General features: G+C 63.7%; 17 protein-coding genes and 1 tRNA gene. 3 read left to right on the top strand and 15 right to left on the bottom strand.

The window, feature by feature from the left end:
• Positions 1–75 precede the first annotated feature (75 nt).
• The 5 genes from ACFODV_RS07310 to ACFODV_RS07290 are packed head-to-tail and all read right to left on the bottom strand — an operon-like array spanning position 76 to position 4,817.
• The gene (locus tag ACFODV_RS07310; RefSeq protein ID WP_379756915.1) at positions 76–843 is read right to left on the bottom strand and encodes a Crp/Fnr family transcriptional regulator; all 768 of its coding nucleotides are present in this window, start codon (positions 841–843) and stop codon (positions 76–78) included.
• A 25-nt stretch (positions 844–868) separates the two neighbouring features.
• Positions 869–1,753: a c-type cytochrome biogenesis protein CcmI gene (gene ccmI, locus ACFODV_RS07305; protein ID WP_379756911.1), complete on the bottom strand. Its 885-nt coding sequence runs from the start codon at positions 1,751–1,753 to the stop codon at positions 869–871.
• Positions 1,754–1,771: 18 nt separating this feature from the next.
• Positions 1,772–2,257 (bottom strand): cytochrome c-type biogenesis protein, encoded by a 486-nt coding sequence (locus ACFODV_RS07300; RefSeq protein ID WP_379756908.1) that lies wholly within the window; start codon positions 2,255–2,257, stop codon positions 1,772–1,774.
• On the bottom strand, positions 2,254–2,829 hold the full coding sequence (locus ACFODV_RS07295; protein ID WP_379756905.1) for a DsbE family thiol:disulfide interchange protein: 576 nt from the start codon (positions 2,827–2,829) through the stop codon (positions 2,254–2,256). Before ACFODV_RS07295 ends, ACFODV_RS07300 begins: the two co-directional genes overlap by 4 nt.
• Entirely contained in the window at positions 2,826–4,817 is a 1,992-nt protein-coding gene (locus ACFODV_RS07290; protein ID WP_379756903.1) for a heme lyase CcmF/NrfE family subunit, read from the bottom strand. Before ACFODV_RS07290 ends, ACFODV_RS07295 begins: the two co-directional genes overlap by 4 nt.
• Before the next feature lie 376 nt (positions 4,818–5,193).
• On the opposite strand from ACFODV_RS07290, the gene ACFODV_RS07285 reads away from it, so the two are divergent.
• Positions 5,194–5,682, top strand: coding sequence for a peptidylprolyl isomerase (locus ACFODV_RS07285; RefSeq protein WP_449271889.1), 489 nt, complete (start codon positions 5,194–5,196; stop codon positions 5,680–5,682).
• Positions 5,683–5,705: 23 nt separating this feature from the next.
• Positions 5,706–6,071 carry a DUF6164 family protein gene (locus ACFODV_RS07280; protein WP_379756897.1) on the top strand — a complete coding sequence of 122 codons (366 nt, stop codon included), beginning with the start codon at positions 5,706–5,708 and terminating at the stop codon, positions 6,069–6,071.
• A gap of 102 nt (positions 6,072–6,173) precedes the next feature.
• Here the strand turns inward: ACFODV_RS07280 and ahpF are convergent, their stop codons facing one another.
• The 8 genes from ahpF to ACFODV_RS07240 all read right to left on the bottom strand — a co-directional run bounded on the left by ahpF (position 6,174) and on the right by ACFODV_RS07240 (position 17,899).
• Positions 6,174–7,730 carry an alkyl hydroperoxide reductase subunit F gene (gene ahpF / locus ACFODV_RS07275; protein ID WP_379756894.1) on the bottom strand — a complete coding sequence of 519 codons (1,557 nt, stop codon included), beginning with the start codon at positions 7,728–7,730 and terminating at the stop codon, positions 6,174–6,176.
• A 164-nt stretch (positions 7,731–7,894) separates the two neighbouring features.
• Positions 7,895–8,452: an alkyl hydroperoxide reductase subunit C gene (gene ahpC / locus ACFODV_RS07270; RefSeq protein ID WP_449271888.1), complete on the bottom strand. Its 558-nt coding sequence runs from the start codon at positions 8,450–8,452 to the stop codon at positions 7,895–7,897.
• A gap of 149 nt (positions 8,453–8,601) precedes the next feature.
• Positions 8,602–9,006, bottom strand: a complete 405-nt coding sequence (locus ACFODV_RS07265) for a ribonucleotide reductase subunit alpha (protein ID WP_379756888.1) — start codon at positions 9,004–9,006, stop codon at positions 8,602–8,604.
• Between the two features lie 184 nt (positions 9,007–9,190).
• The gene (locus ACFODV_RS07260; protein WP_379756885.1) at positions 9,191–10,231 is read right to left on the bottom strand and encodes a proline racemase family protein; all 1,041 of its coding nucleotides are present in this window, start codon (positions 10,229–10,231) and stop codon (positions 9,191–9,193) included.
• The gene (locus ACFODV_RS07255) at positions 10,228–11,409 is read right to left on the bottom strand and encodes a zinc-binding dehydrogenase (protein ID WP_379756882.1); all 1,182 of its coding nucleotides are present in this window, start codon (positions 11,407–11,409) and stop codon (positions 10,228–10,230) included. The genes ACFODV_RS07260 and ACFODV_RS07255 overlap by 4 nt, the downstream gene beginning before the upstream one ends.
• A gap of 288 nt (positions 11,410–11,697) precedes the next feature.
• Positions 11,698–15,363, bottom strand: a complete 3,666-nt coding sequence (gene putA / locus ACFODV_RS07250; protein ID WP_379756880.1) for a bifunctional proline dehydrogenase/L-glutamate gamma-semialdehyde dehydrogenase PutA — start codon at positions 15,361–15,363, stop codon at positions 11,698–11,700.
• Between the two features lie 462 nt (positions 15,364–15,825).
• Complete coding sequence (gene putP / locus ACFODV_RS07245) at positions 15,826–17,316, bottom strand: sodium/proline symporter PutP (RefSeq protein WP_379756876.1); 1,491 nt, start codon at positions 17,314–17,316, stop codon at positions 15,826–15,828.
• A gap of 506 nt (positions 17,317–17,822) precedes the next feature.
• Positions 17,823–17,899: transfer RNA gene (locus tag ACFODV_RS07240), tRNA-Arg, on the bottom strand.
• A 241-nt stretch (positions 17,900–18,140) separates the two neighbouring features.
• Between ACFODV_RS07240 and ACFODV_RS07235 the strand changes: the two genes are divergently transcribed.
• Entirely contained in the window at positions 18,141–18,983 is an 843-nt protein-coding gene (locus ACFODV_RS07235; protein WP_379756873.1) for a c-type cytochrome, read from the top strand.
• A 151-nt stretch (positions 18,984–19,134) separates the two neighbouring features.
• Here ACFODV_RS07235 and rep read toward each other — a convergent pair whose 3' ends face one another.
• On the bottom strand, positions 19,135–21,234 hold the full coding sequence (gene rep, locus ACFODV_RS07230) for a DNA helicase Rep (RefSeq protein WP_379756870.1): 2,100 nt from the start codon (positions 21,232–21,234) through the stop codon (positions 19,135–19,137).
• Positions 21,231–21,722 carry a tRNA (uridine(34)/cytosine(34)/5-carboxymethylaminomethyluridine(34)-2'-O)-methyltransferase TrmL gene (gene trmL, locus ACFODV_RS07225; protein WP_379756867.1) on the bottom strand — a complete coding sequence of 164 codons (492 nt, stop codon included), beginning with the start codon at positions 21,720–21,722 and terminating at the stop codon, positions 21,231–21,233. Before trmL ends, rep begins: the two co-directional genes overlap by 4 nt.
• Between the last annotated feature and the right edge of the window lie 52 nt (positions 21,723–21,774).

Raw genomic sequence — 21,774 nt, 5'->3', positions numbered from 1 at the left:
ACCTGCCAATAAGTAATAGCAGTTTTACCTCTTTGCTCACTTGATAGTGGTCAAGTGACACACCGGTGCGTTGACTTATGTCATGGTTCGTGAAGAAACGATGCCAGCAGCCCGGGTACCGTTGAGTCCATGGCAGGCGGGAAGGGGTCGTGACTCGACGCCTCGGGTGAAGGCACACAGCGCCGGCAGATCATCCAAATGGACGCAGTTACGCTCACAGCGCACGCCAAACGCACGCAGGCGCGCCATGGCCCGGGAAAAGCTCTCCGGCTTCATGCCCAGGCGGGCGGCAATCAGCATCTTGTCGCAGGGCAAACAGACCGTGGCGCTGGCGGCGTCATCCGGGCACAGTGAAATCAGGAAGGCCGCCAGCCGCTGATGGGTCGACTGGTTGGTGAGCTGGTCGAGCTGGACCACCATGCCCCTGAGCATGCCGGTGAGATTGGCCAGCAGGTTGAGCGTCAGGCCGTGATGTTCGCGCAGTGTCTCCAGGAAGTGCTCAGCCGGGAAAACCAGCAGCCGAGCATCTTCGGCCACGGCGGCATTCACCGGAAAGCCCAGCCGGTCGAACATCGCCGCCTCGGCAAATGACTCTCCCTCGGAGAAAAGCCCCACCATGCACTCGCTGCCGTCGGGGCTGTCACGGTAGAGCTTCACCCAGCCGTCGAGGACCACGTAGAAGCGATCGGCGGGCTCGCCCTGGGCGAACAGCCGAGTGCCACGCGGGCAGCCGCGCTCTTGGGCGCCCCGTCCCAGCAACGCCAGGGTATCGTCGGCGAGGCCGGTAAACAGCGGCACCTGGCGCAGCGTGTTCAGGGTCTCCCGGGTGAAGCGGACTGTCATCTCGGCCTCCTGGGCTCGTTCTCGCCTAGCGCAGCGTCAGTTCCGCCAGGTTGCCGCGGATCACCTCGGCCTCGGGCGATTCCGCGGGCAGTATCGCCAGCAGCCGTCCCCAGTAGGCGCGGGCCTCGTCGACGGCCTCCTGCTGGTAGGCCAGAGTGCCGGCCAACCAAAGCCCCTGGGGATGATCGGGGTCGATGGCCAGGGCCTGCTCGATCAGTGCCGCCGGCTCGCCGGCCAGGCCGCCCTCGAGCTCGGCCAGCACGTCGGCGTAACGGACCAGCACTTCGGGGTCGCGATCGCCGCCGTGGCGCAGCGCTTCTCCGAAAGCCCGACCCGCTGCCTCGAATTCGTCAAGGTACGTCAGCGTACGGCCCAGCAGCACCCAGCTCTGAAGGTCTTCCGGGTTCTGGGCAAGACGCACCTGCAGCCCCTCCACAAGGCGGGTGAATTCGCGAGTCATCTCCTCGTCGCTGGGCTCCGCCTGTGGTTGCGCTGGCAGCGTCTGGCCAGCCGGCGCACGGGCAGCGAACACCTCATCGCTGTAGCCCACCGACAGATAGGTCCCGACGGCCAGGAAGGGCAGCAGCGCCATGCTGGCCAGGGCGGCGACCTGGACCAGACGGCGCGTTCCGCGACGCTCGCCACCGGTGTCGGGACCGGTCTCCAGCACGCCGCTGTCGAGCAGTTCGCGCTCCAGATCGGCCAGGGCGCGAGCGTGGCGCTCCTTGGTCAGGGAACCCGCGGCCAGATCCTGGTCGAGCTCGGCCAAGCGGTCGCGGTGCACTGCCAGCACCCCTTCACGGCGGCTCGGTCCCATGGCATCACGGGGTTCACGCAGCAGCGGTATCAGCACAAAGGCCAAGGCCAGCAAGCACAGGGCCAGAGCCAGCAGCAGGAAGACGCCATTCATCTCGTCGCACCTCCGGGGTCAGTCGCCACGGCGCAGGCGCTCCAGCGCCGCACGCTCCTGGTCGGTGAATTGGGGTTCGTCATCGGTGCGGCTGCGCCGGCGCATCACCTGCCACCACGCCAGCAGGCCTCCGCCGAACAGCAGGAAAGGGCTGGCCCACAGCAGGGCGGTGTTGGCCTGAAGTGGCGGCCGGTAGCGCACATAGTCGCCATAGCGCGCCACCATGAAGTCGACGATGGCCTCGGCGGACATGCCTTCACGGGTCATCTGGTAGACACGACGCCGCATATCGGCGGCCAGCTCCGCGTTGGACTCATGGATCGTCTCGCTCTGGCAAACGGTGCAGCGCAGCTCTCGAGTCAGCGTCTCGTACTGCCGGCGCTGGGCGTCGCCGTCGAATTCCAGCGGCTCGCCGATGGCCAGCGCCAGTGCCAGCCCAGCCGGCAGCAGCCAGGTGACCCCCAGGGACAGCCACAGCGAACAGCTGATAAGGATTCGCTTCATGACGCCCTCCTCGCCTGGTCGGATCTCAGTTTCTCCGCCCTCAATTTCTCCGCCCTCAATTTCTCCACCAGGGGCAGCACCTCATCGAGCAACAGTTGCCGACTGAGGGGACCGATGCGCTTGTAGCGGATCACGCCCTCGGCATCGAGCACGTAGGTCTCGGGGGTGGCATAGACGCCCCAGTCGATGCCAGCATCGCCCGCAGGGTCATAGGCGATGGTGCGATAGGGGCTCTCTGTCATCTCCAGATAGCGCAGCGCGGCGTCACGCTCGTCGCGGTAGTTGAAGGCGTGGATAGGGATGCCGCCGCGGGCCAGCTCCATCAGCAGCGGTTTCTCGGACCGGCAGGTACTGCACCAGGTGGCCCAGACGTTGACCAGCGCCACCTCGCCGATAAAGTCCTGCTCGGTGAGGATGACCTCCGCATCTTCCAGGGACTCCAGCATGAAGGCTGGCGCCGGCTGGCCTACCAGCGGCGAGGGCAGGTCGCGGGAGTTGAGGCCCAGGCCCAGCAGCAGCAGGCCGAGCAGGGCCACCACCGCCACCAGCGGAAGGAGCAGCTTGAGCTTCATGATGCGGCCACCTCTCGGCTGGGGTCCGCCGCAGGCACCGGGGCACGCTCGCGGCGGCGAGACAACCGGTATCGCTTGTCGGAGGCCGCCAGCAGGCCGCCCAGACCAAGCAGGATGGCGCCGCTCCACATCCAGGCCATGTAGGGCTTGTAGTAGAGGCGGAAGCTCCAGGCGTCGCCCACCAGCCGCTCACCGAGCGACACGTAGACGTCGCGGGTCGCCGCGCGATGCAGCGAGGCCTGGTGCATGGGGTTCTCGGGCTGGGTGTCGTAGTAGCGCCGCTGGGGCAGCAGGGTGGCCACCGGACGACCATCTCGGGTCACCTCGACCACCGCCTGGTCGGCGTCGTAGTTCGGGCCGCGCACCATTTCCATGCGCTGCAGGGTGAAGTCGAAACCCGCCGCCGAGGTAGTCTGGCCCGGTTCCATGCGCACGTCGCGTTCCACCTCGTAGGTGTTGACCATGGCGATGGCGACCACGATGAGGGCCAGGCCCACGTGGGCCAGATGCATGCCCAGGAAGCCAGGACGCAGGACCCGGCGCAGGCGAATCGCCAAAGGCTGGCGCCCGGCCAATCGCTGACGAATATCAAGCAGCGCGGTCAAGACGATCCAGCTGCCCAGCATCAGCGACAGGGCCGTCAGCGGGCGCCAGGCGCCCATGGTCAGCGGCCACAGGCCGCCGGCCACGACGCTTGCCAGCAGCACCCAGCGCAGCTGGCGCATCACCTCACCGGGACTGGAATGCTTCCACATGACGGTGGGGCCAAGGCCCATCAACAGCAGCAGCGGCAGCATCAGCGGGGCGAACACCGTATCGAAGTAGGGCGGGCCCACCGAGATCTTGCCCAGCCCGAAGGCGTCGAGTATCAGCGGATAGAGGGTGCCGATGAAGACCGCGGCGAAGGCCACGGTGAGCAGCACGTTATTGGCCAGCAGCAGGGATTCCCGGGAGAGCCAGTGAAAGCCGCCGCCCAGACCGACCCGCGGTGCCCGCCAGGCGTAGAGGGTCAGCGAACCGAGCAGGGTCGCCGCCAGCATGGCGAGCAGGAAGACGCCGCGGTCCGGGTCGGTGGCGAAGGCATGTACCGAGGTGATGACCCCGGAGCGCACGATGAAGGCCCCGAACACGGTCAGGGCGAAGGTGATGATTGCCAGCATCAGGGTCCACACCTTGAGACCGCCGCGCTTCTCGGACACCGCCAGGGAGTGCAGCAAGGCGGTGGCGGTGAGCCAGGGCAGGAAAGAGGCATTCTCCACTGGATCCCAGAACCACCAGCCGCCCCAGCCCAGCTCGTAGTAGGCCCACCAGGAGCCCATGGCGATGCCCAGGGTGAGGAACACCCAGGCCACCGTGGTCCAGGGCCGCGACCAGCGCGCCCAGGCCGCATCCAGCCGGCCGCCCATCAGCGCCGCCATGGCCAGCGCAAAGACGACTGCGGTGCCCACGTAGCCCATGTAGAGCAGAGGCGGGTGCAGGATCATCCCGGGATCCTGAAGCAGCGGGTTCATGCCGCGCCCGTCCACGGGGCCCGGCACAATGCGATCGAAGGGGTTGGAAGTGAACACCGTGAAGGCAATAAAGGCCACCGAGATCATGCCCATCACCGCCAGCACCCGGGCCAGCATCTCGCGGGGCAACGAGCGGCTGAAACGCGCCACCGCCACGCCCCAGGCGCCGAGCAGCAGAACCCATAGAAGCAGTGACCCCTCGTGACCGCCCCACACCGCCGTGACCTTGTACATCGTCGGCTGGGCCAGACTGGAATGGCTGGCCACATAGCGCACGCTGAAGTCGCTGGCCAGGAAGGCCCAGGTAAGCACCCCGTAGGCGATGGCCAGGAAGACAAACTGGCCGCTGGCCAGAAAGCGTCCCGTGCGCATCAGCCGCAGGCTGCCAGTCTGGGCGCCCACCAGGGGCAGCACGCTCTGGATAAGCGCCAGGCAGAGCGCCAGGATCAGCGCAAAGTTACCGAGTTCCGCCACCATCTGCTGCACCCTCCTGCCGCGGGTGACGCCCGGCCGTCCGGCCGGGCCTGAATTCAACGAGCCGGCGACTGGCGCCGACGCCCATGCAGCGAATGGTCGGGGAATCTCCTCATAAGATCTATACCAAATACCTCTTTTCGGGCCGGCCTGTGACCCATGTCAAACATTGCCGAACGCGTCCTGGACACCCCCATCAGACAGACGCTGACAGGGCAGCAGCGGGGCCTTATGCTGGGGCCTGTTTTCCTGACCCTCGATTTTCACAACCATGGTGACCCGCCCCGTGAAACGTCCGCTGATTCCCGCCCTGCTGCTTGCCGCCGCCCTCCCTTGGGGTGTCTCTACCGCCCAGGCTGAGGAAGCCACCCCCGACGTCATCCTGCATACCAGCCACGGTGCCATCGGCATCGAGCTGTTCCAGGCCGAGGCGCCCGAAAGCGTCAACAACTTTCTCACCTACGTGCAGGACGGCCACTACGACGGCACCATCTTCCATCGGGTGATCGACGGCTTCATGGTTCAGGGCGGCGGCTTCGACGAGGAAATGCGCCAGAAATCGACCCGCGACCCGATCACCAACGAGGCTGATAACGGCCTGAAAAACCGCCGCGGCACCCTGGCCATGGCGCGCACCGGCGCCCCCCACTCCGCCACCGCCCAGTTCTTCATCAACGTGGGCGACAACGGCTTCCTGGATCACGTCAGCCCCCAGTCCGGCCAGACTTGGGGCTATGCGGTGTTCGGCCGGGTGGTGGAGGGCATGGAGGTGGTCGACGCCATCCGCCGCGTCCCCACCGGAAGCCGCGGCCCCTTCCAGGACGTACCTCGTGAACCGGTGATCATCGAGCGCGCCGAGCTGCCCTGAACCACCCACTCAAGGAGCAAGACGTGGCAAGACTGCTGTTCCGGCTGGGCAACGTGCCCGACGCAGAGGCCGAGGAGGTTCGCGAGCTGTTCGAAGCTCGAGGCTTCGACACCTTCGAGACCCGGGCCGGCTTCTGGGGACTCGGCGTGGCGGCCATCTGGCTGCGCGATGAGGACCAGTTTGATGCGGCTCGGGAGGCGCTGGACGCCTACCAGCAGGGGCTCAGCGAGCGGGTGCGCCAGGCACATAGCGATCTGGCCGAGCGCGGTGAGGCACCGACCCTGTGGAAGCGCCTGATGCGCCATCCCGTGCGGATGCTGCTGGTCGTCGTAGCGGTGGGGGTGATCCTCGTCATTACCCTGCTGCCCTTCCTGGGCCTGATCGGCTGACACATCGATCGTACACTTCCGTGCCGATCGAAAGACGACGACGCCCCGCCGGCACTGCCGGCGGGGCGTCGTTTTAGGGTGCGCGGTATGGGCCCGCGTCGATCAGCTGCGGATCAAGTGGTCGAAGGCGCCCAGGGCGGCCTTGGACCCCTCGCCCATGGCGATAATGATCTGCTTGTAGGGCACGGTGGTCACGTCGCCGGCGGCGAAGATGCCGGGCACGCTGGTCGTGCCGTGGGCATCGGTGATTATCTCGCCGCGCTCGGACATCTCCACCAGGGAACCCCTGAGCCACTCGGTGTTGGGGATCAGGCCGATCTGCACGAAGATCCCTTCCAGGTCGAGGCGCTTGATCTCACCGCTGGCGCGCTCTTCAAAGGTGAGTCCGTTGACGCGGGTGCCGTCGCCGTTCACCTCGGTGGTGCGGGCCCCAAGGATGATGTCGACGTTGGGCAGGCTCTTCAGCTTCTTCTGCAGCACCGCATCGGCGCGCATCTCGTCCATGAACTCGATCAGCGTCACGCGGCCGACGATGCCGGCCAGATCGATGGCCGCTTCGACACCGGAGTTGCCACCGCCGATCACCGCCACGCGCTTGCCCTTGAACAGCGGGCCGTCGCAGTGGGGGCAGTAGGCCACGCCCTTGTTGCGATAATCGGCCTCGCCGGGCACGTTCATCTCGCGCCAGCGAGCGCCGGTGGCCAGAATCAGCGTCTTGCTCTTCAGGCTGGCACCGGACTCGAGCTGTACCTCATGCTCGCCGCCCGGCTGGGTTGCCGGCACCAGCTTGACGGCACGCTGCAGGTTCATGATGTCGACTTCATACTCCTTGACGTGCTCCTCCAGCGCCGCGGCCATCTTGGGGCCTTCGGTGTGGGGCACGGAGATGAAGTTCTCGATTGCCATGGTATCCATCACCTGGCCGCCGAAGCGCTCGGCGGCCACGCCGGTGCGGATGCCCTTGCGGGCAGCATAGATGGCTGCCGAAGCGCCGGCCGGGCCACCGCCTACCACCAGCACATCAAAGGATGGCTTGTCGTTGAGTTTGGCGGCTTCTCGCCGGGCGGCACCGGTGTCCACCTTGGCGAGAATCTGCTCCAGGCTCATGCGGCCCTGGTCGAAGAGCTGGCCGTTGAGGTAGATGCTGGGCACCGACATCACCTGGCGCTCCTCGACCTCGTCCTGGAACAGGGCGCCGTCGATGGCCACGTGGCTGACATTGGGATTGAGCACCGCCATCAGATTGAGCGCCTGAACCACATCCGGGCAGTTCTGACAGGAAAGCGAGTAGTAGGTCTCGAAGTGCAGCGCGTCGTCGAGGCCCTTGATCTGCTCGATCACCTCGTCGGTGACCTTGGGCGGGTGGCCGCCCACCTGAAGCAGCGCCAGCACCAGGGAGGTGAACTCGTGACCCATGGGGATCCCGGCGAAAACGATGCCCATGTCCTGGTCGGGACGATTCAGCGCGAAAGACGGACGCCGCGAATCCTGACCGTAGAGGTTGAGGGAAATCTTGTCGCTCAGGCTGGCAATATCGGTCAGCAGACCGTGCAGCTCCTGTGACTTGGCGCCGTCATCGAGGGAGGCGACGATCTCGAACGGCTGAGTGACCTTTTCCAGATAGGCTTTGAGCTGGCTTTTCAGAGTGTCGTCCAACATGACAGCGGATTCCTTCATGTTCGCGAAACGGGGTCACAAGGGAGCCGTGCGAGCGCCGCTGGGCGTCGCCGAAGACCGTCTTGTGAGGGAGGTAGTCCCACTCGAGCAAGACTGCCCGAGTGGGACGGCGAGACCCGGAACGTGGCCTCGCCGCAGGGGGAGTCTTAAATCTTGCCGACGAGGTCCAGGGACGGAGACAGGGTCGCCTCGCCTTCTTCCCACTTGGCCGGGCAGACTTCGTTCGGGTTAGCGCGCACATACTGGGCGGCCTTGACCTTGCGCAGCAGCTCCTCGGCATTGCGTCCGATGTTGCCGGCGTTCAGCTCGACGATCTGGATCTTGCCATCCGGGTCGACCACGAAGGTGCCACGGTCAGCCAGACCGGCTTCCTCGATCAGCACTTCGAAATTGCGCGAGATGCGCAGAGTCGGGTCGGCCAGCATCGGGTAGGTCAGCTTGCCGATAGTCTCGGAGCTGTCGTGCCAAGCCTTGTGGGTAAAGTGGGTGTCGGTGGAGACGCTGTAAACTTCGACACCCATCTTCTTGAGCTCTGCGTACTTATCCTGCAGGTCGCCCAGCTCTGTCGGGCAGACGAAGGTGAAGTCCGCCGGATAGAAGAAAAAGATGTTCCACTGTCCCTTTAGATTCTCTTCGGTAACGTCAACGAACTCACCGTTGTGATAGGCGGTCGCCTTGAACGGCTTGACTTCGGTATTCAGCAGGGACATTCGGTCATGCTCCTTTCAACTTTAGTATAAGGATTGGCGCCTATGCGGTGCGCATGGTAGCCCGTATTACCCAATAGCGTAAATTGAATGGTGGCATGGTGCCGATAACTCAAAACTATCGCTTGGCGTCAGAGCCGCCAGCGTCAGCCGATCTGTACGGCATCCCCGCTGCGGTCAAGGGCAAGGAAGGCATCCACGTTGCCCATCTTTAGCGACTCCACCATGCGCTCGAGCTGCGCCTCCGCCTGTTCCCCGCTCGGCGCCTCACCGCCTCGACCGGAAAGAGCGCCGACGAAGACGATGTCCCACTCGATTCCCGTCTCCTCCGACTCCGAGACCAACGCGGCCATATCGCTGAGCTCCTCCGGTGCCTTATCGACGCACAGCGCCGGGGTCAGCACGCCGCCCTCGCCCTGCTCGAAGTTGCGACGCTGCTCCGGCGTGGGATTATCCGGCAGCTCGGCGCGGGTGAAGACGAACAGCAGCCGCTGGGCATCGGGCTGCAGGCGGGACTCGTTGAGCAGGTCGGAAAAGTTGGTGATGGCCAAGGGACACCTCCGAAATGGAAGAAGGATGGGAAGGGAAGAACAACGGCAAGAAAACAAAGAATGAGCGCCAGCCTGCCCCCTTTCGCGTTGGCGCTCAAGGGGCAGGCGAGAGAACTGGCCGAGTCAAGGTGGCAGAGGCAAGGATTGCTCAGGGCTGTTCCGTCGACAAGCCTGCGAGCGAGCCTCAGCCTCGGCGGGCGCTGAGAAGTTGGCGAAGGCCGTTACACTCCACCAAGGGGTCGTCGCAATTGACCACCACCTCGGTGTGGCCGAGCACATAGGCCTTGCCGGTGATGGTGTTCTCCACCACCGCGTGCGGCCCTTCCTGGCGGACGCCGGTAAAGGTGCCGATGAAGCCGGTCTCGCGCAGGGAGACGGTCTCCAGCCTGTCGCCTGGCCGGATGCGACCCTCGTGATTCATCAGCGCCAGGCGCGCCGAAGTGCCGGTACCGGTGGTGCTGCGACAGATCACCCCGGGGTGCACATAGGTGGTCGAGCGCGAGCGATAGAAGCCATCGGCGACCTGTTCCACCGGGCCCATGAAGTGCAGGAAAGGCAGCGGGCCGACGTCGCCCAGGGTGTAGTGGGAGAAGCCCCGCTCGGCCTGGATCGCCTCGACGATCCGGTGAGCGCAGTCGGCCAGCCGGCGTTCCTCATCCAGGGTCAGACCAAAGCCCAGCTCCGTGGCGTCCACCAGGGCATAGAAGCCGCCGCTGTAGGCCACCGAGTAGGTGATATCCCCGAGCCCCGGCACCCGAATGGAAGCCCGATGAGTGTCGATGTAGCTGGGCAGCCCCTCGCAGGTGATCGCCTCCACCACCCCGTCTTCCACTCGGGCCTCTATCTTCACCCGCCCCGCCGGGGCTTCCAGGGTGAAGTGCTGCACCCCTTCCCGCTTGGGCACGATGCCGGCCTCCAGCACCGCAGTGGCGGTGCAGATGGTGTTGGAGCCGGAATAGATCGGGTAGCCCATCACCTCCATGATGATGTAGCCCGCTGCGGCCGCGGGGTCGGTTGCCGGCACCACCAGGTCCACCGACATCTCGGGGATGCCGTAGGGCTCGAACAGCAGCAGCTTGCGCAGGCCGTCGGCGTCATCGCGCAGATACTCCATCTGAGCCCGCACGGTGTCGCCGGGCAGCGGCTCGATGCCCCCGAGCACGATGCGGCTGACGTCGCCACCGGCGTGGGTGTCCATCATCCTGAAGGTCAGCGGCTGATTCATGAGTCTGGCTCCTGCTCAATAAGGGCGAAGGGCGCACCGTGCTCTTCCCACTGGCTATCGGGGACGATCACGATCTTGCCCAGAAAGTTGCTGCCGCGGCTGACGAAGTAGCGCTCCGCCACATGCAGCTCGGAGAGCTGAAATGTGGCGTGGAGTACCGGCCTGAGCTGCCCCGAGCGGATCCAATCGATCAGCTGTTCGGCCTCCTCCCGGGTGCCGTGGGAGACGCCGAAAATCTGCACCTGATAGAGGTAAATACGAGTCCACAGGATTTCCGAGATATTGCCGCCGCTGGCCCCCGCGATCGAGAGACGTGGATAGGTGGCGCGGGCCTTCATGTCGTGGATCATGGTGTCGATAAAGAGATCCGTCATCTCCCCGCCGACCAGATCCATCACCGCATCGATGGGGGCACCACCGGTAGCGTCGAGCACCCGCGGCACGAAGCTCGCCAGGTCGCCGCGGTCGATGACCGCCTCGGCGCCCAGAGCCTCCAGCGCCGACGCCTTGTCTGGCTGGCTCACCGCGTAGGGAATCGCCCCGACAATGCGGCAGAGCTGGATCAGCGCTGTGCCCACCCCGCCGCTGGCGCCGGTGACCAGCACCCGCTCACCGGCTTTCACCCCGGCGGAGGTCATCATATGGTAGCCGGTCTGGTAGGAGCACATGCCCATGGCGGCCAGTTCCGCATCGTGAAGTTCAGGATTGGGCACGCAGTGGAACTGATTGGACGGCACGGCGACATATTCGGCGAAGCCGCCGTCGGCGCCGTGGCCGTAGTAATCCGGGGTCAGGTTGATGTCGGGGCGGGCATCGGCGTAGAGGTTGAAGTCAAGCAGGCCGCGCTCACCGAGGCGCGCCGGGTCGACGCCCTCGCCCACCGCCACCACTCGCCCGGCGATATCGGCACCCTGAATGCGCGGGAAGGTCAGGGTCGGCTCGCCGCCCATGGCAAAGGAGGCCACCTGGCCCTTCTTGACCGGATAAAGCCCTTCGCGGGCCTTACGATCGGTGTTGTTCTTGGCGGTGGCGGTAATAAGCACCAGAACTTCGCCCGGCCCCGGCCGCGGCGTCGCCACATCATCACGGTAGACCAGCTTATCAATGCCGCCATGGCCGGTCAGCAGCATCGCCGCCATGGTGGCGGGAACGGTCAGGTCAGGAGTATCGCTTGCCATCTGCTGCCTACTTTTTCAGGGCTCCCGGCAACATGCCAGGCGCATGGAGTCTGAAAGGGACAATACCAGAGGCGAGGCAGACAGGCCGAGAGCATCAATCAGCCAGGCTGACCGTTACTGCAGGATATCGACAGGGGCGTTGGCAACTTAAGCGTTGGCAATTTAGGCGATGGCGGCACCGCAAAGGAACACCGTGGCATAACCACAAACGCCGGGGCCAAGGCCCCGGCGTATTTGTTGCAACCGTTCAATCCTTCTTGATGGTCCTACCAGGCAGTGTTCTCGACTCTACTCGGCCGTTGCCAGCAGGCTGGCGTTGCCGCCCGCCGCCGTGGTGTCGATGCACAGATGGCGTTCCACCACGTAGCGTTCCGGCCAGATGGTCTGGGTCTCGAGCGCTACGATGGCACCGTCGCGCTTGGCAAGTGCGATGCGCAACTCGCGGGTCCAGTCGCTGTCTCCGGCCGCAGCCACGGTTTCGACACCCTTGATCGCCGTCAGGGTATCGGCCTCGATGCTGCCGTCAAGCCCGGCCACCGGCGCCCCGGCATCGATCAGGGGCTTCACCGCTTGCACCGCCCCCGGCGCGACGATCAGTGCCGGAGAGCCCGCGCCCAGCGCCTGCACCGCCTGGGCGACAGCGATATCCAGTGTCGGACCGAGACAGAGTGCCGGGCCCTTCGGATACATCGCCAGGCGGTTGCTTTCCCCCGTCGGCCCCGGCAGCGTCTGCGGCGTCATGTCCAGGGCCGCAGTCTCGGCGAGTGCCTTGCGGACCACGCCGCCCTTACCCGAGAGCGCCTTGCGCAACACCTCGACACGATCGCGACGCGCCGCCCAGTTACGGGCATCCAAGCCGTCGAGGGTCGACTGGACATCCTTTTGTGTCACGGATTTCCCTGTCGGCGCCTCATGGCTCTCCGCGCTTGCGGTACGGCGAAAACGGGAGACATAGAGCGGACCGCCAGCCTTGGGCCCGGTACCGGAAAGACCCTCGCCGCCGAATGGCTGGGAGCCGACGATGGCGCCAATCTGGTTGCGGTTGACGTAGACGTTGCCGACATGGATTCGCTCGACGATCTGCTGCACGCGGTCATCGATCCGAGTATGCAGGCCGAAGGTCAGCCCATATCCCTTGTCATTGATCGCGTCGACCACCTTGTCGATGTCCCGCGCCTTGAAGGTGGCCACGTGCAGGACCGGGCCGAAGATTTCACGCTCGAGATCCTCGATCCCCTTGACCTCGACCACGGCAGGGGTGACGAAGGTGCCCACCTCGGGCGCGGGCAGCTTCTTCAGCACCTTACCGGCCTTCTCATGCGCCGCGACATAGTCGCTGATCTCGGCCTGGGCATCGGCGTCGATCACCGGCGACACGTCGGTGTCGGTATTCCAGGGATCACCGATGGTGAGGGCATCCATGGCGCCGTCGAGCATGTGGAGCAGCCGGTCGCGCGCCTCTTCCTGGACATACAGCATCCGCAGCGCCGAACACCGCTGGCCGGCCGACTGGAAGGACGAGATCAGAATGTCGCGCACGGCCTGCTCGGTCAGTGCCGTGGAGTCCACGATCATGGAGTTCAGGCCACCCGTTTCAGCGATCAATACCGCATCCGGGCCGGCATTCTGTGCCAACGCCTTGTGGATGATCTGCGCCACCGGGGTCGAGCCGGTAAAGCAGACACCGGCGATTCGCGGATCGCTGGTCAGCGGACCGCCGACCGTCGGCCCATCGCCGGGCAACAGTTGCAACGCCGCCTCCGGCAAACCGGCCTCGCGCATCAGCTCGACGGCACGGGCGGCGATCAGGGGAGTTTGCTCAGCGGGCTTGGCCAGCACCGCGTTGCCGGCCACCAGCGCCGCGGCGATCTGGCCGGTGGTGATGGCCAGGGGGAAGTTCCACGGGCTGATGCAGACAAAGATCCCGCGGGCGCTGCCGGGTTCTTCCGCTTCCAGCCGCTCGCCCTCGTTGGCGTAAAAGCGCAGGAAATCCACCGCCTCACGCACCTCGGCGATGCCGTCGAACATCATCTTGCCGGCTTCTCGGGTGGTGATCACGGTCAACTCGGCGATGTGCTTTTCATAAAGATCGGCGGTGCGGCGCAGCACCTCGGCCCGTTCCGACACCGGACGTGCCGACCACTCGCGAAAGCCTTCCTCGGCGGCGTCGAGGGCGGTAGCGACCTCCTCCGGCGTCGCCTCATGCACGGTGCCGACCACGCGAGAACCGTCGGCGGGAGAGATAGCGTCGCGCGCCGGTCCCTTGGGCGCCGGGTTTCCGGCCAGCATGGGCCCGGCCGTCCAGGTCGTGTCGGCGAATCGCTCACGCGCCTCAAGCAGGGGCAGAATCGAGGCGGGTTCATTGATCCGGTAGCCGCGGGAGTTCACACGATCGGGGGCGAAGAGCTCGCCGGGCTGGCGGATCAACGGGCTGGCAATGGCGTCGCCGAGTTGCTCAAACCCGGCCACCGGATCCTTCGAGACTTCGCTCGGGGGGATCGTGTCGTCCACCACCTGGTTCACGAACGAAGAGTTGGCACCGTTCTCTAGCAGGCGACGGACCAGGTAGGCCAGCAAGTCGCGGTGTGCACCCACCGGGGCGTAGAGACGGCAATGCGTGCCTTCCGACTGCTTGACGATCTGGTGCAGCGATTCTCCCATGCCGTGCAGGCGCTGGAACTCGTAGCTGTCCTTGTCATCGCCCGCCATGGCCACCACGGCGGCACAGGTGTGGGCGTTGTGGGTCGCAAACTGCGGATAGATGCGGTCGCGCCGGTCGAGCAGCATCTGGGCGCAGGCCATGTAGCTGACATCGGTGTTGACCTTGCGGGTAAAGACCGGAAAGGTCTTGACCCCCATCTCCTGGGACAGCTTGATCTCGGTATCCCAGTAGGCGCCCTTCACCAGGCGCACCATGATCTTGCGATTGAACCGCTCGGCAAGGTCGTAGAGTGTCTCGATCATCGGCGCGGCGCGGCGCCCGTAAGCCTGAACGACCACACCGAAACCGTCCCATCCATCGAGGCTGGGGTCTGACATCAGTTCCTCGATCACATCGAGCGACAGATCCAACCGATCCTGCTCTTCGGCATCGATGTTGAAACCGATATTGGCCTTGGCTGCCTGCCGCACCAGCTCCTTGGCGCGCGGTACGAGCTCTGCCATCACCGTGTCGTGATGGGTAGTTTCGTAGCGCGGATGGAGCGCCGAGAGCTTGACCGAGATACCAGGACTTCCACGAACGTCGCCCTTGGCCTGCTTGGCGATCGCAGTGATCGCCTTGGCATAGGCCTTGTGATAGCGCACGGCATCTTCATCGGTGCGCGCCGCTTCACCCAGCATATCGTAGGAACACGTGTAGCCCTGCTTCTCGAGTTCGCGGGCATTCTTCATGCCCTCCTCGATGGTCTGGCCGAGCACGAACTGGCGCCCGAGGATCTTCATCGACTGGCCGACCGCCGTGCGCACGACCGGCTCGCCCATGCGGCGCACCAGGCCACGCAGTGCCCTTGCCGGTCCCTTGGGGTCGTCGTCCAGCACCTTGCCGGTGAGCATCAGCGCCCACGTCGAAGCGTTGACCATCGACGATGATGACTTGCCCAGGTGCGCGCCCCAGTCGGACGGCTCGATCTTGTCATGGATCAGATCGTCGATGGTTTCCGCATCGGGCACGCGCAGCAGCGCTTCCGCCAGACACATAAGACCCACGCCCTCGGCGGTCGAAAGCCCGTACTCGGCCAGAAACGACTCCATCATCGAAGGCGACTTTTCCTTGCGCACACGCTCCACGTAGTTGGCGCCAACGGCGGCCACCTTGCGGCGATCGTCTTCTGACAGCTTGATACGCTCGACGAGCCCGCGCAGCACATCCGCCTCGTTGGCATCGTAGTTGTCGCGGATGCGATAGCGCAGCTCACTCATGTCATCCTGCAGATGAATGTTTGCGTCGTTCATTCTTGATTTCTCCTGGCTAACCGACACAAAGCGTTGTTGCGTCGACTTAGATAATGTTCTTTCTTAGTGAATGCTGATTATCACGAATCTATTAAGGCCTTAAAAAATGCTGACCTAAAACGGCCTATGACGATGAAATACGCATTCCTAACGACAGTGTGGACTATTGGACGTTGAAACGATTCCACGTTTGACTAGGTTTTTTCTTCATGACATATGCCTGATTCGAATAATAAAACGGGGGTTTGATTCACGGTTAAGGATGCCGGGCACATCAAATTCCTGGACGGGGCTTGTCTTTCAGATCGATGCCTGACGGTGCGCCTCCTTGTGTTCATGCGACGCAAGCAGCGCGCCATGACGGGCGGGGTACCTAAGCAGACCAAGCCGAAGAACGTCAGGTCGAGAAAGGGCTCCCGAAGGAGCCCTTTCACTACTTCGAGCGAGTCATCCGCGCTCAAGTCAGCGAGTGATGTGCTGATATTCACCCGCATCGGCAGTCATGTTGCTCACCACCATGATTGCAATAAAGGAAGCGATGAAGCCAGGAATGATCTCGTACACACCGGGACCCCCCATGAACTCACCGTTCCAGCCCAGCGTAATCCAGATCATGACGGTGACAGCGCCCACCACCATACCCGCGATGGCGCCAGCACCATTCGTGCGCGGCCACATCAGCGACAGGATAATTAGCGGACCGAATGCCGATCCAAAGCCTGCCCAGGCATTACTGACCAGTCCCAGAACCTGAGAGTTTTCATCAGACGCAATGACGGCGGCAACCAGGCCCACGAGTACGACGCAAAGTCGACCGATGGCAACGGTCTCCTTGTCTGACGCTTCCTTACGCAAGAAGAGGCGATAGAAGTCCTCGGTCAGTGATGAAGACGACACCAGAAGCTGGCTGGAAATGGTACTCATGATGGCAGCAAGCAGTGCCGCATAGAGGAAACCGGTGATCAGCGGGTGGAATAACAACTCCGCCAGGATGATAAAGATCGTTTCTGGATCCTGGACATCCATACCGTTGCGGATCGCATAGGCCCGACCAAATATACCCAGAGAGACGGCACCAATCAGCGAGATGAGCATCCAAGCCATGCCGATGTTACGGGCAACAGGCACGTCCTTCAGTGTCCGAATGGCCATGAAGCGGACAATGATGTGCGGCTGGCCGAAATAGCCCAGCCCCCACGTCACCGCAGACAGCCATCCAACGAAGGTCAGTCCCGCCGTCCAGGACAGCAGCGTGGGATCGATTTCATTCAGGGTCTGTGATGCCTGGGTATAACCGCCGCCACCTTCACCGAAGAGGACAACCGCCGGCATGATCACCAGTGCCAGCATCATGATGCAGCCTTGCACAAAGTCCGTCATGCTCACGGCCAGGAAGCCGCCGACAACTGTGTAGATCAACACCACGCCCAGTGTGATGATGATGCCCATGGCGTAGTCGCTCAGGCCACCGACGTTGATAATGCCGGAAAACGCGCTTTCGAACAGCTTGCCGCCCGCCACCAGGCCTGACGCCGTATACACCGCAAAGAATATGACGATAACGATAGCGGATACCGTTCTCAGCGACATCGCGCGAGTAGGGAACCGGTTTGCCAGAAATTCCGGAATGGTAATCGCATTACCATAATGAACCGTCTGTTCGCGTAGGCGAGGAGCGACCAGCGTCCAGTTGAAAAACGCACCCACGAGCAGGCCGATACCGATCCAGGCCGAACCCAGACCAGAAACGAACATTGCGCCAGGCAAACCCAGCAGCAACCAGCCGCTCATGTCCGAAGCGCCGGCCGACAGAGCCGCCACTTGTGGGCTGAGAGCTCGCCCACCCAGCATGTAATCCTCAGAAGTCGACGTAGATTTGCGCATAGCGTAGACGCCAATGGCGATCATGAGCGCAAAGTAGCCAACAAGACTGATCCAAACACCAATAGCCATGAAAAATCTCCAGCTCGTCAGGACGGAACTAGCTCCGACAGGTTAGCGCGTCCACCATGTAAAACTCGGAAATGGCACGCATTATTGTTAACTTCGGTTTTTATTCACGTAACAAGGCGCTATCGCCTGTGACGCCAGCCTTCCCCTCTCGATTCCCACCTCCCTTCGTGAAGCTCGCTTTACACAAAATTTCAGTTCCATCATCTTTGTGAATCTATGATGAAATCATACTGTTCTTCTCAAGGATTCAACGCTCATTACTCGTTTTTCTTCGTTTCCGCGAGGCCAGTGCAAGCTTCGAGATGGGCTCGCACATCACTACTTCACGTGAGCGACAGCCCGCAATGGATGGGCAATGCCTGCCAGATCGCTGGGCGGCAAAATCAGAAGGTTCGCGACCGATGGCAAGTTCCCGACAAGTGGGTCATGGCGGGAACCTCGCAGGCCACCAACAAAAAACGGCCACCGCCGAAACTGGCTAAGTGACCGTAATTACTGATATTTTTTGGCGCGCCCAGTAGGATTCGAACCTACGACCCCTGCCTTCGGAGGGCAGTACTCTATCCAGCTGAGCTATGGGCGCGGATTGCCAAGTGCGAACACGAAGCGGTCGATATCCTAACCGCCATGCCGGCACCTGTCCAGCGTGGGCCCGCCGCCGCTCCAAGCCGTCTCATGCCAATGGCGGGGGGTTGATCATTTTCCTGCTGCCTGAGATGCCGGTATACTAATCTGCACTTCGTGCGTTACGGCGTCATTGAGTCTTCGGCAAACAAGCCTGCGCCGCGTATGATCCATTACAGGACCGTCAAGAGGTGGTGAGAGTGAAATCCAGCAAGCTGATCATGGGGTGCCTGGCCACCCTCGGCCTGACCGCCGGCATGGCAACCGCCCAGGCCAACGTCGACCGCGACGCCATCGCCGAGCGTCTCAAGCCGGCAGGACAACTCTGCCTGCAGGGCCAGGACTGCGGCACCGCGGCATCCGCCAGCGCCGCACCGGAAGCGGCCAACGGAAACGGCGACGGCATCGACGGCGCGGCCATCTACAACAGTGTCTGCATGGCCTGTCACGAAACCGGCGCCGCCGGTTCTCCGATCCGCGGAGACGAGGCCGCCTGGGCGGATCGAGTAGGGCAGGGTTTCGCCACTCTGCTTGATCACTCCATCAACGGTATCGGTGCCATGCCGGCCCGCGGTGGCAATCCCAACCTCTCGGATGCGGAAATGGAAGCGGCCACTGCTTATCTGGTGGAACCGGTCATGGACGTCCCGGAACTGGGCAGCACAGACGAGGCGCCCGTCGAGGAAGCCGCGGCCGAAGAAGAAGCTCCGGCCGAAACTGCCGCTACCGAGGAAACTGCTGCTGAGGAAACCGCCGCTACCGAGGAAACTGCTGCTGCCGACAGCGAGCCCTCCCACGCCGGAATTGACGGCGAGGCAATCTATAACCAGGCATGCATGGCCTGCCACATGACCGGTGCCGCCGGCGCACCGATCAAGGGCGACGCCGACGCCTGGGGAGCACGCCTCGAGCAGGGCATGGAAACCCTCTACGATCACTCCATCAACGGCTTCAACGCCATGCCGGCCAAAGGCGGCAACATGAGCCTTTCGGATGACGATGTTAAAGCCGCCGTAGACTTCATGGTCGACGCGGTGCAGTAAGTGTTACTTGCAAAGAAATACCTGCGGGGCGCCTGAAGGCGCCTCGCTTGCATCTGGCGACTGATTGCGTGCGGGAAAGTACCCTCCACTTGCCTATTGCAAAGCAAACGGCACCCCTATGGCATCCGACCCTCAGCCCAGTAAAGAGCCTTCAGCCCAGTAAAGAGCGCAGCCCGGCGATGGCGTCCTTGCCCCGGGCCTGTTTCTTTTCCGGGTCCTCCCTGTCGGGACGCCCTTCCCACTCCAGGTCCTCCTGCGGTAGCTCATCCAGAAAGCGACTGGCAGCGCAGTCCATCAGCTCGCCATAGGCCTTGCGCTGCCTTGCCAGAGTCAGGGTCAAGGTGCGACGCGCCCGGGTGATGCCCACATAGGCCAAGCGGCGCTCCTCCTCTACGGTGCCCGCCTCGATGGCGTTGCGGTGAGGCAGCAGCTCTTCCTCGAGCCCCATCAGGTAGACGTGGGGAAACTCGAGGCCCTTGGAGGCGTGCATGGTCAGCAGCTGGACGCGGTCGGAATCGTCCTCCTCGGCCTGCTGCTCGAGGATATCACGCAGCACCAGCCGGGAAATGGCGGCCTCCACGCTGTCGGTTTCTGTCTCCTCGGAAGCCGTGCTCTCCTCCGGGCTCGCCTCTTCAGGATCGGCCTGCATCGACTTCTCGAGCTGGTCGATCAGGATCCAGACGTTGGCCATGCGTCGCTCGGCGATGGTGGGAGCGCTGGCGTTCTGATAAAGCCAGGCCTCGTAGTCCATCTCGCCCAGCATGTCGCGGATAGCGGCGATGGCATCGCCTTGATCCATGCGCCGCCTCACCCCGTCGATGAAATGGGTGAAGCGGCCCAGCCGTTCCACGGCACGCGTCGGAAGCTGCTGTTCGAGACCCAACTCGTGACAGGCGGCAAACAACGAGATATCGCGCCCAGTCGTCGAGTCGTTGGCATAGTTCGCCAGCTTCTCCAGGGTGCCGGGGCCGATTTCTCGCCGCGGCACATTGACGATACGCAGGAAGGCGTTATCGTCCGCCGGATTGATCAACAGGCGCAGGTAGGCCATGGCATCCTTGATCTCGTTGCGCGAGAAGAAAGAGGTGCCACCCGAGAGCTTGTAGGGGATCTGGTAGTGCTGCAGCTTGAGCTCCAGCAGCCTGGCCTGGAAGTTGCCGCGGTAGAGCACCGCGAAATCGCGCCACTCGCCACGCTCCTTGATGCGCCGGGTGAGGATCTCGCTGGCCACGCGGTCCGCCTCGGCTTCCTCGTGGCGATTGACCACCACACGGATCGGCGCGCCATCGCCCATATCCGACCACAGGGTCTTCTCGTAGACGTGGGGGTTGTTGGCAATCAACGTATTGGCGGCACGCAGGATAGTACCGGTGGAGCGGTAGTTCTGCTCCAGCTTGACCACCTTCAGGCGCGGGAAGTCTTCGCCCAGGGTCACCAGGTTCTCCGGGCGCGCCCCGCGCCAGGCGTAGATCGACTGGTCGTCGTCGCCCACCACGGTGAAGGTCTGCCGCTCGCCCATCAGCAGCTGTACCAGTTGGTACTGGCTGACGTTGGTGTCCTGGTACTCGTCCACCAGCATGTAGTGGATGCGCTTGCGCCAGCGGGCCAGCGCCTCGGCGTCGTCGCGCAGCAGCACCACCGGCAGCAGGATCAGATCATCGAAATCCACCGCATTGTAGGCCTTGAGGTGGCGGTTGTAGGCCTCGTAGACCCGAGCGGCGAACAGCTCATCATCGTCCGCAGCGTGGGACATCGCCTGACCCGGCAGTACCAGATCGTTTTTCCATGCCGAGATCTGGTGCTGCACCGAGTTGATCGCCTCGGCGTCTACTTGGGCATCCTTCTGCATCAGGTCGCGCAGCAGCGCCTTGGCGTCCTCCGGATCGAACAGCGAGAAACCAGGCCGGTAGCCCAGCGCCTTCAGCTCGCGACGGATGATGTTGAGCCCCAGGGTATGAAAGGTAGAAACGGTCAGGCCGTGCCCCTCGCGGCCCTTGAGCATGGCACCGACCCGCTCCTTCATCTCCCGGGCGGCCTTGTTGGTGAAGGTCACCGCGGCGATGCGCCGAGCGCTCATGCCGCAGGCTTGCACCAGGTAGGCGATCTTGGTGGTAATCACGCTGGTCTTGCCGGAGCCGGCGCCCGCCAGCACCAAGCAGGGGCCATCGATGTAACGCGCCGCCTCCCGCTGGCGGGGATTGAGCCGAGCCAGGCGCTGCTGAATGGTGGAAGGGGTGGAGGGAAGCGTCATCGAGCGGGCCTCGCGGGGTCCACCGTTGCCGCGCCGGCGAAGTCCAGCTGTCGCCAGGCCTCATAGACCAGCACCGCGCAGGCATTGGAAAGATTCAGGCTGCGGCTACCCTCGCGCATGGGAATGCGCAGCCGCTGGGTCTCGGGCAGCGCATCGAGCATCGCCTGGGGCAGACCGCGGGTCTCCGGGCCGAACACCAGGGCGTCGCCACCACCATAGGTCGGCTCATGGTAGCCGGTCCGTCCGCGGGTCGACACGGCGAAGACCCGCTCGGGTGCTGCCGCCTCGAGATAGGCCTCCCAGTCGCGATGCACGCTGACCATCGCCCACTCGTGGTAGTCAAGCCCGGCCCGGCGCAGGCGCTTGTCATCAAGCACAAAGCCCAGCGGTTCGATCAGATGCAGCCGAAAGCCGGTGTTGGCGCACAGCCGGATCAGGTTACCGGTATTGGGCGGGATCTCGGGCTGGTAGAGCACGACGTCGAGCATGGCAGGTTCCGACAAAAGCCCTTGTGCAAGGCACGAGTGTAACGCAGACGGG

Source organism: Halomonas tibetensis (assembly GCF_042643535.1).
GTDB lineage: Bacteria > Pseudomonadota > Gammaproteobacteria > Pseudomonadales > Halomonadaceae > Halomonas > Halomonas tibetensis.
This window is presented reverse-complemented; position numbering and strand designations above follow the sequence as displayed.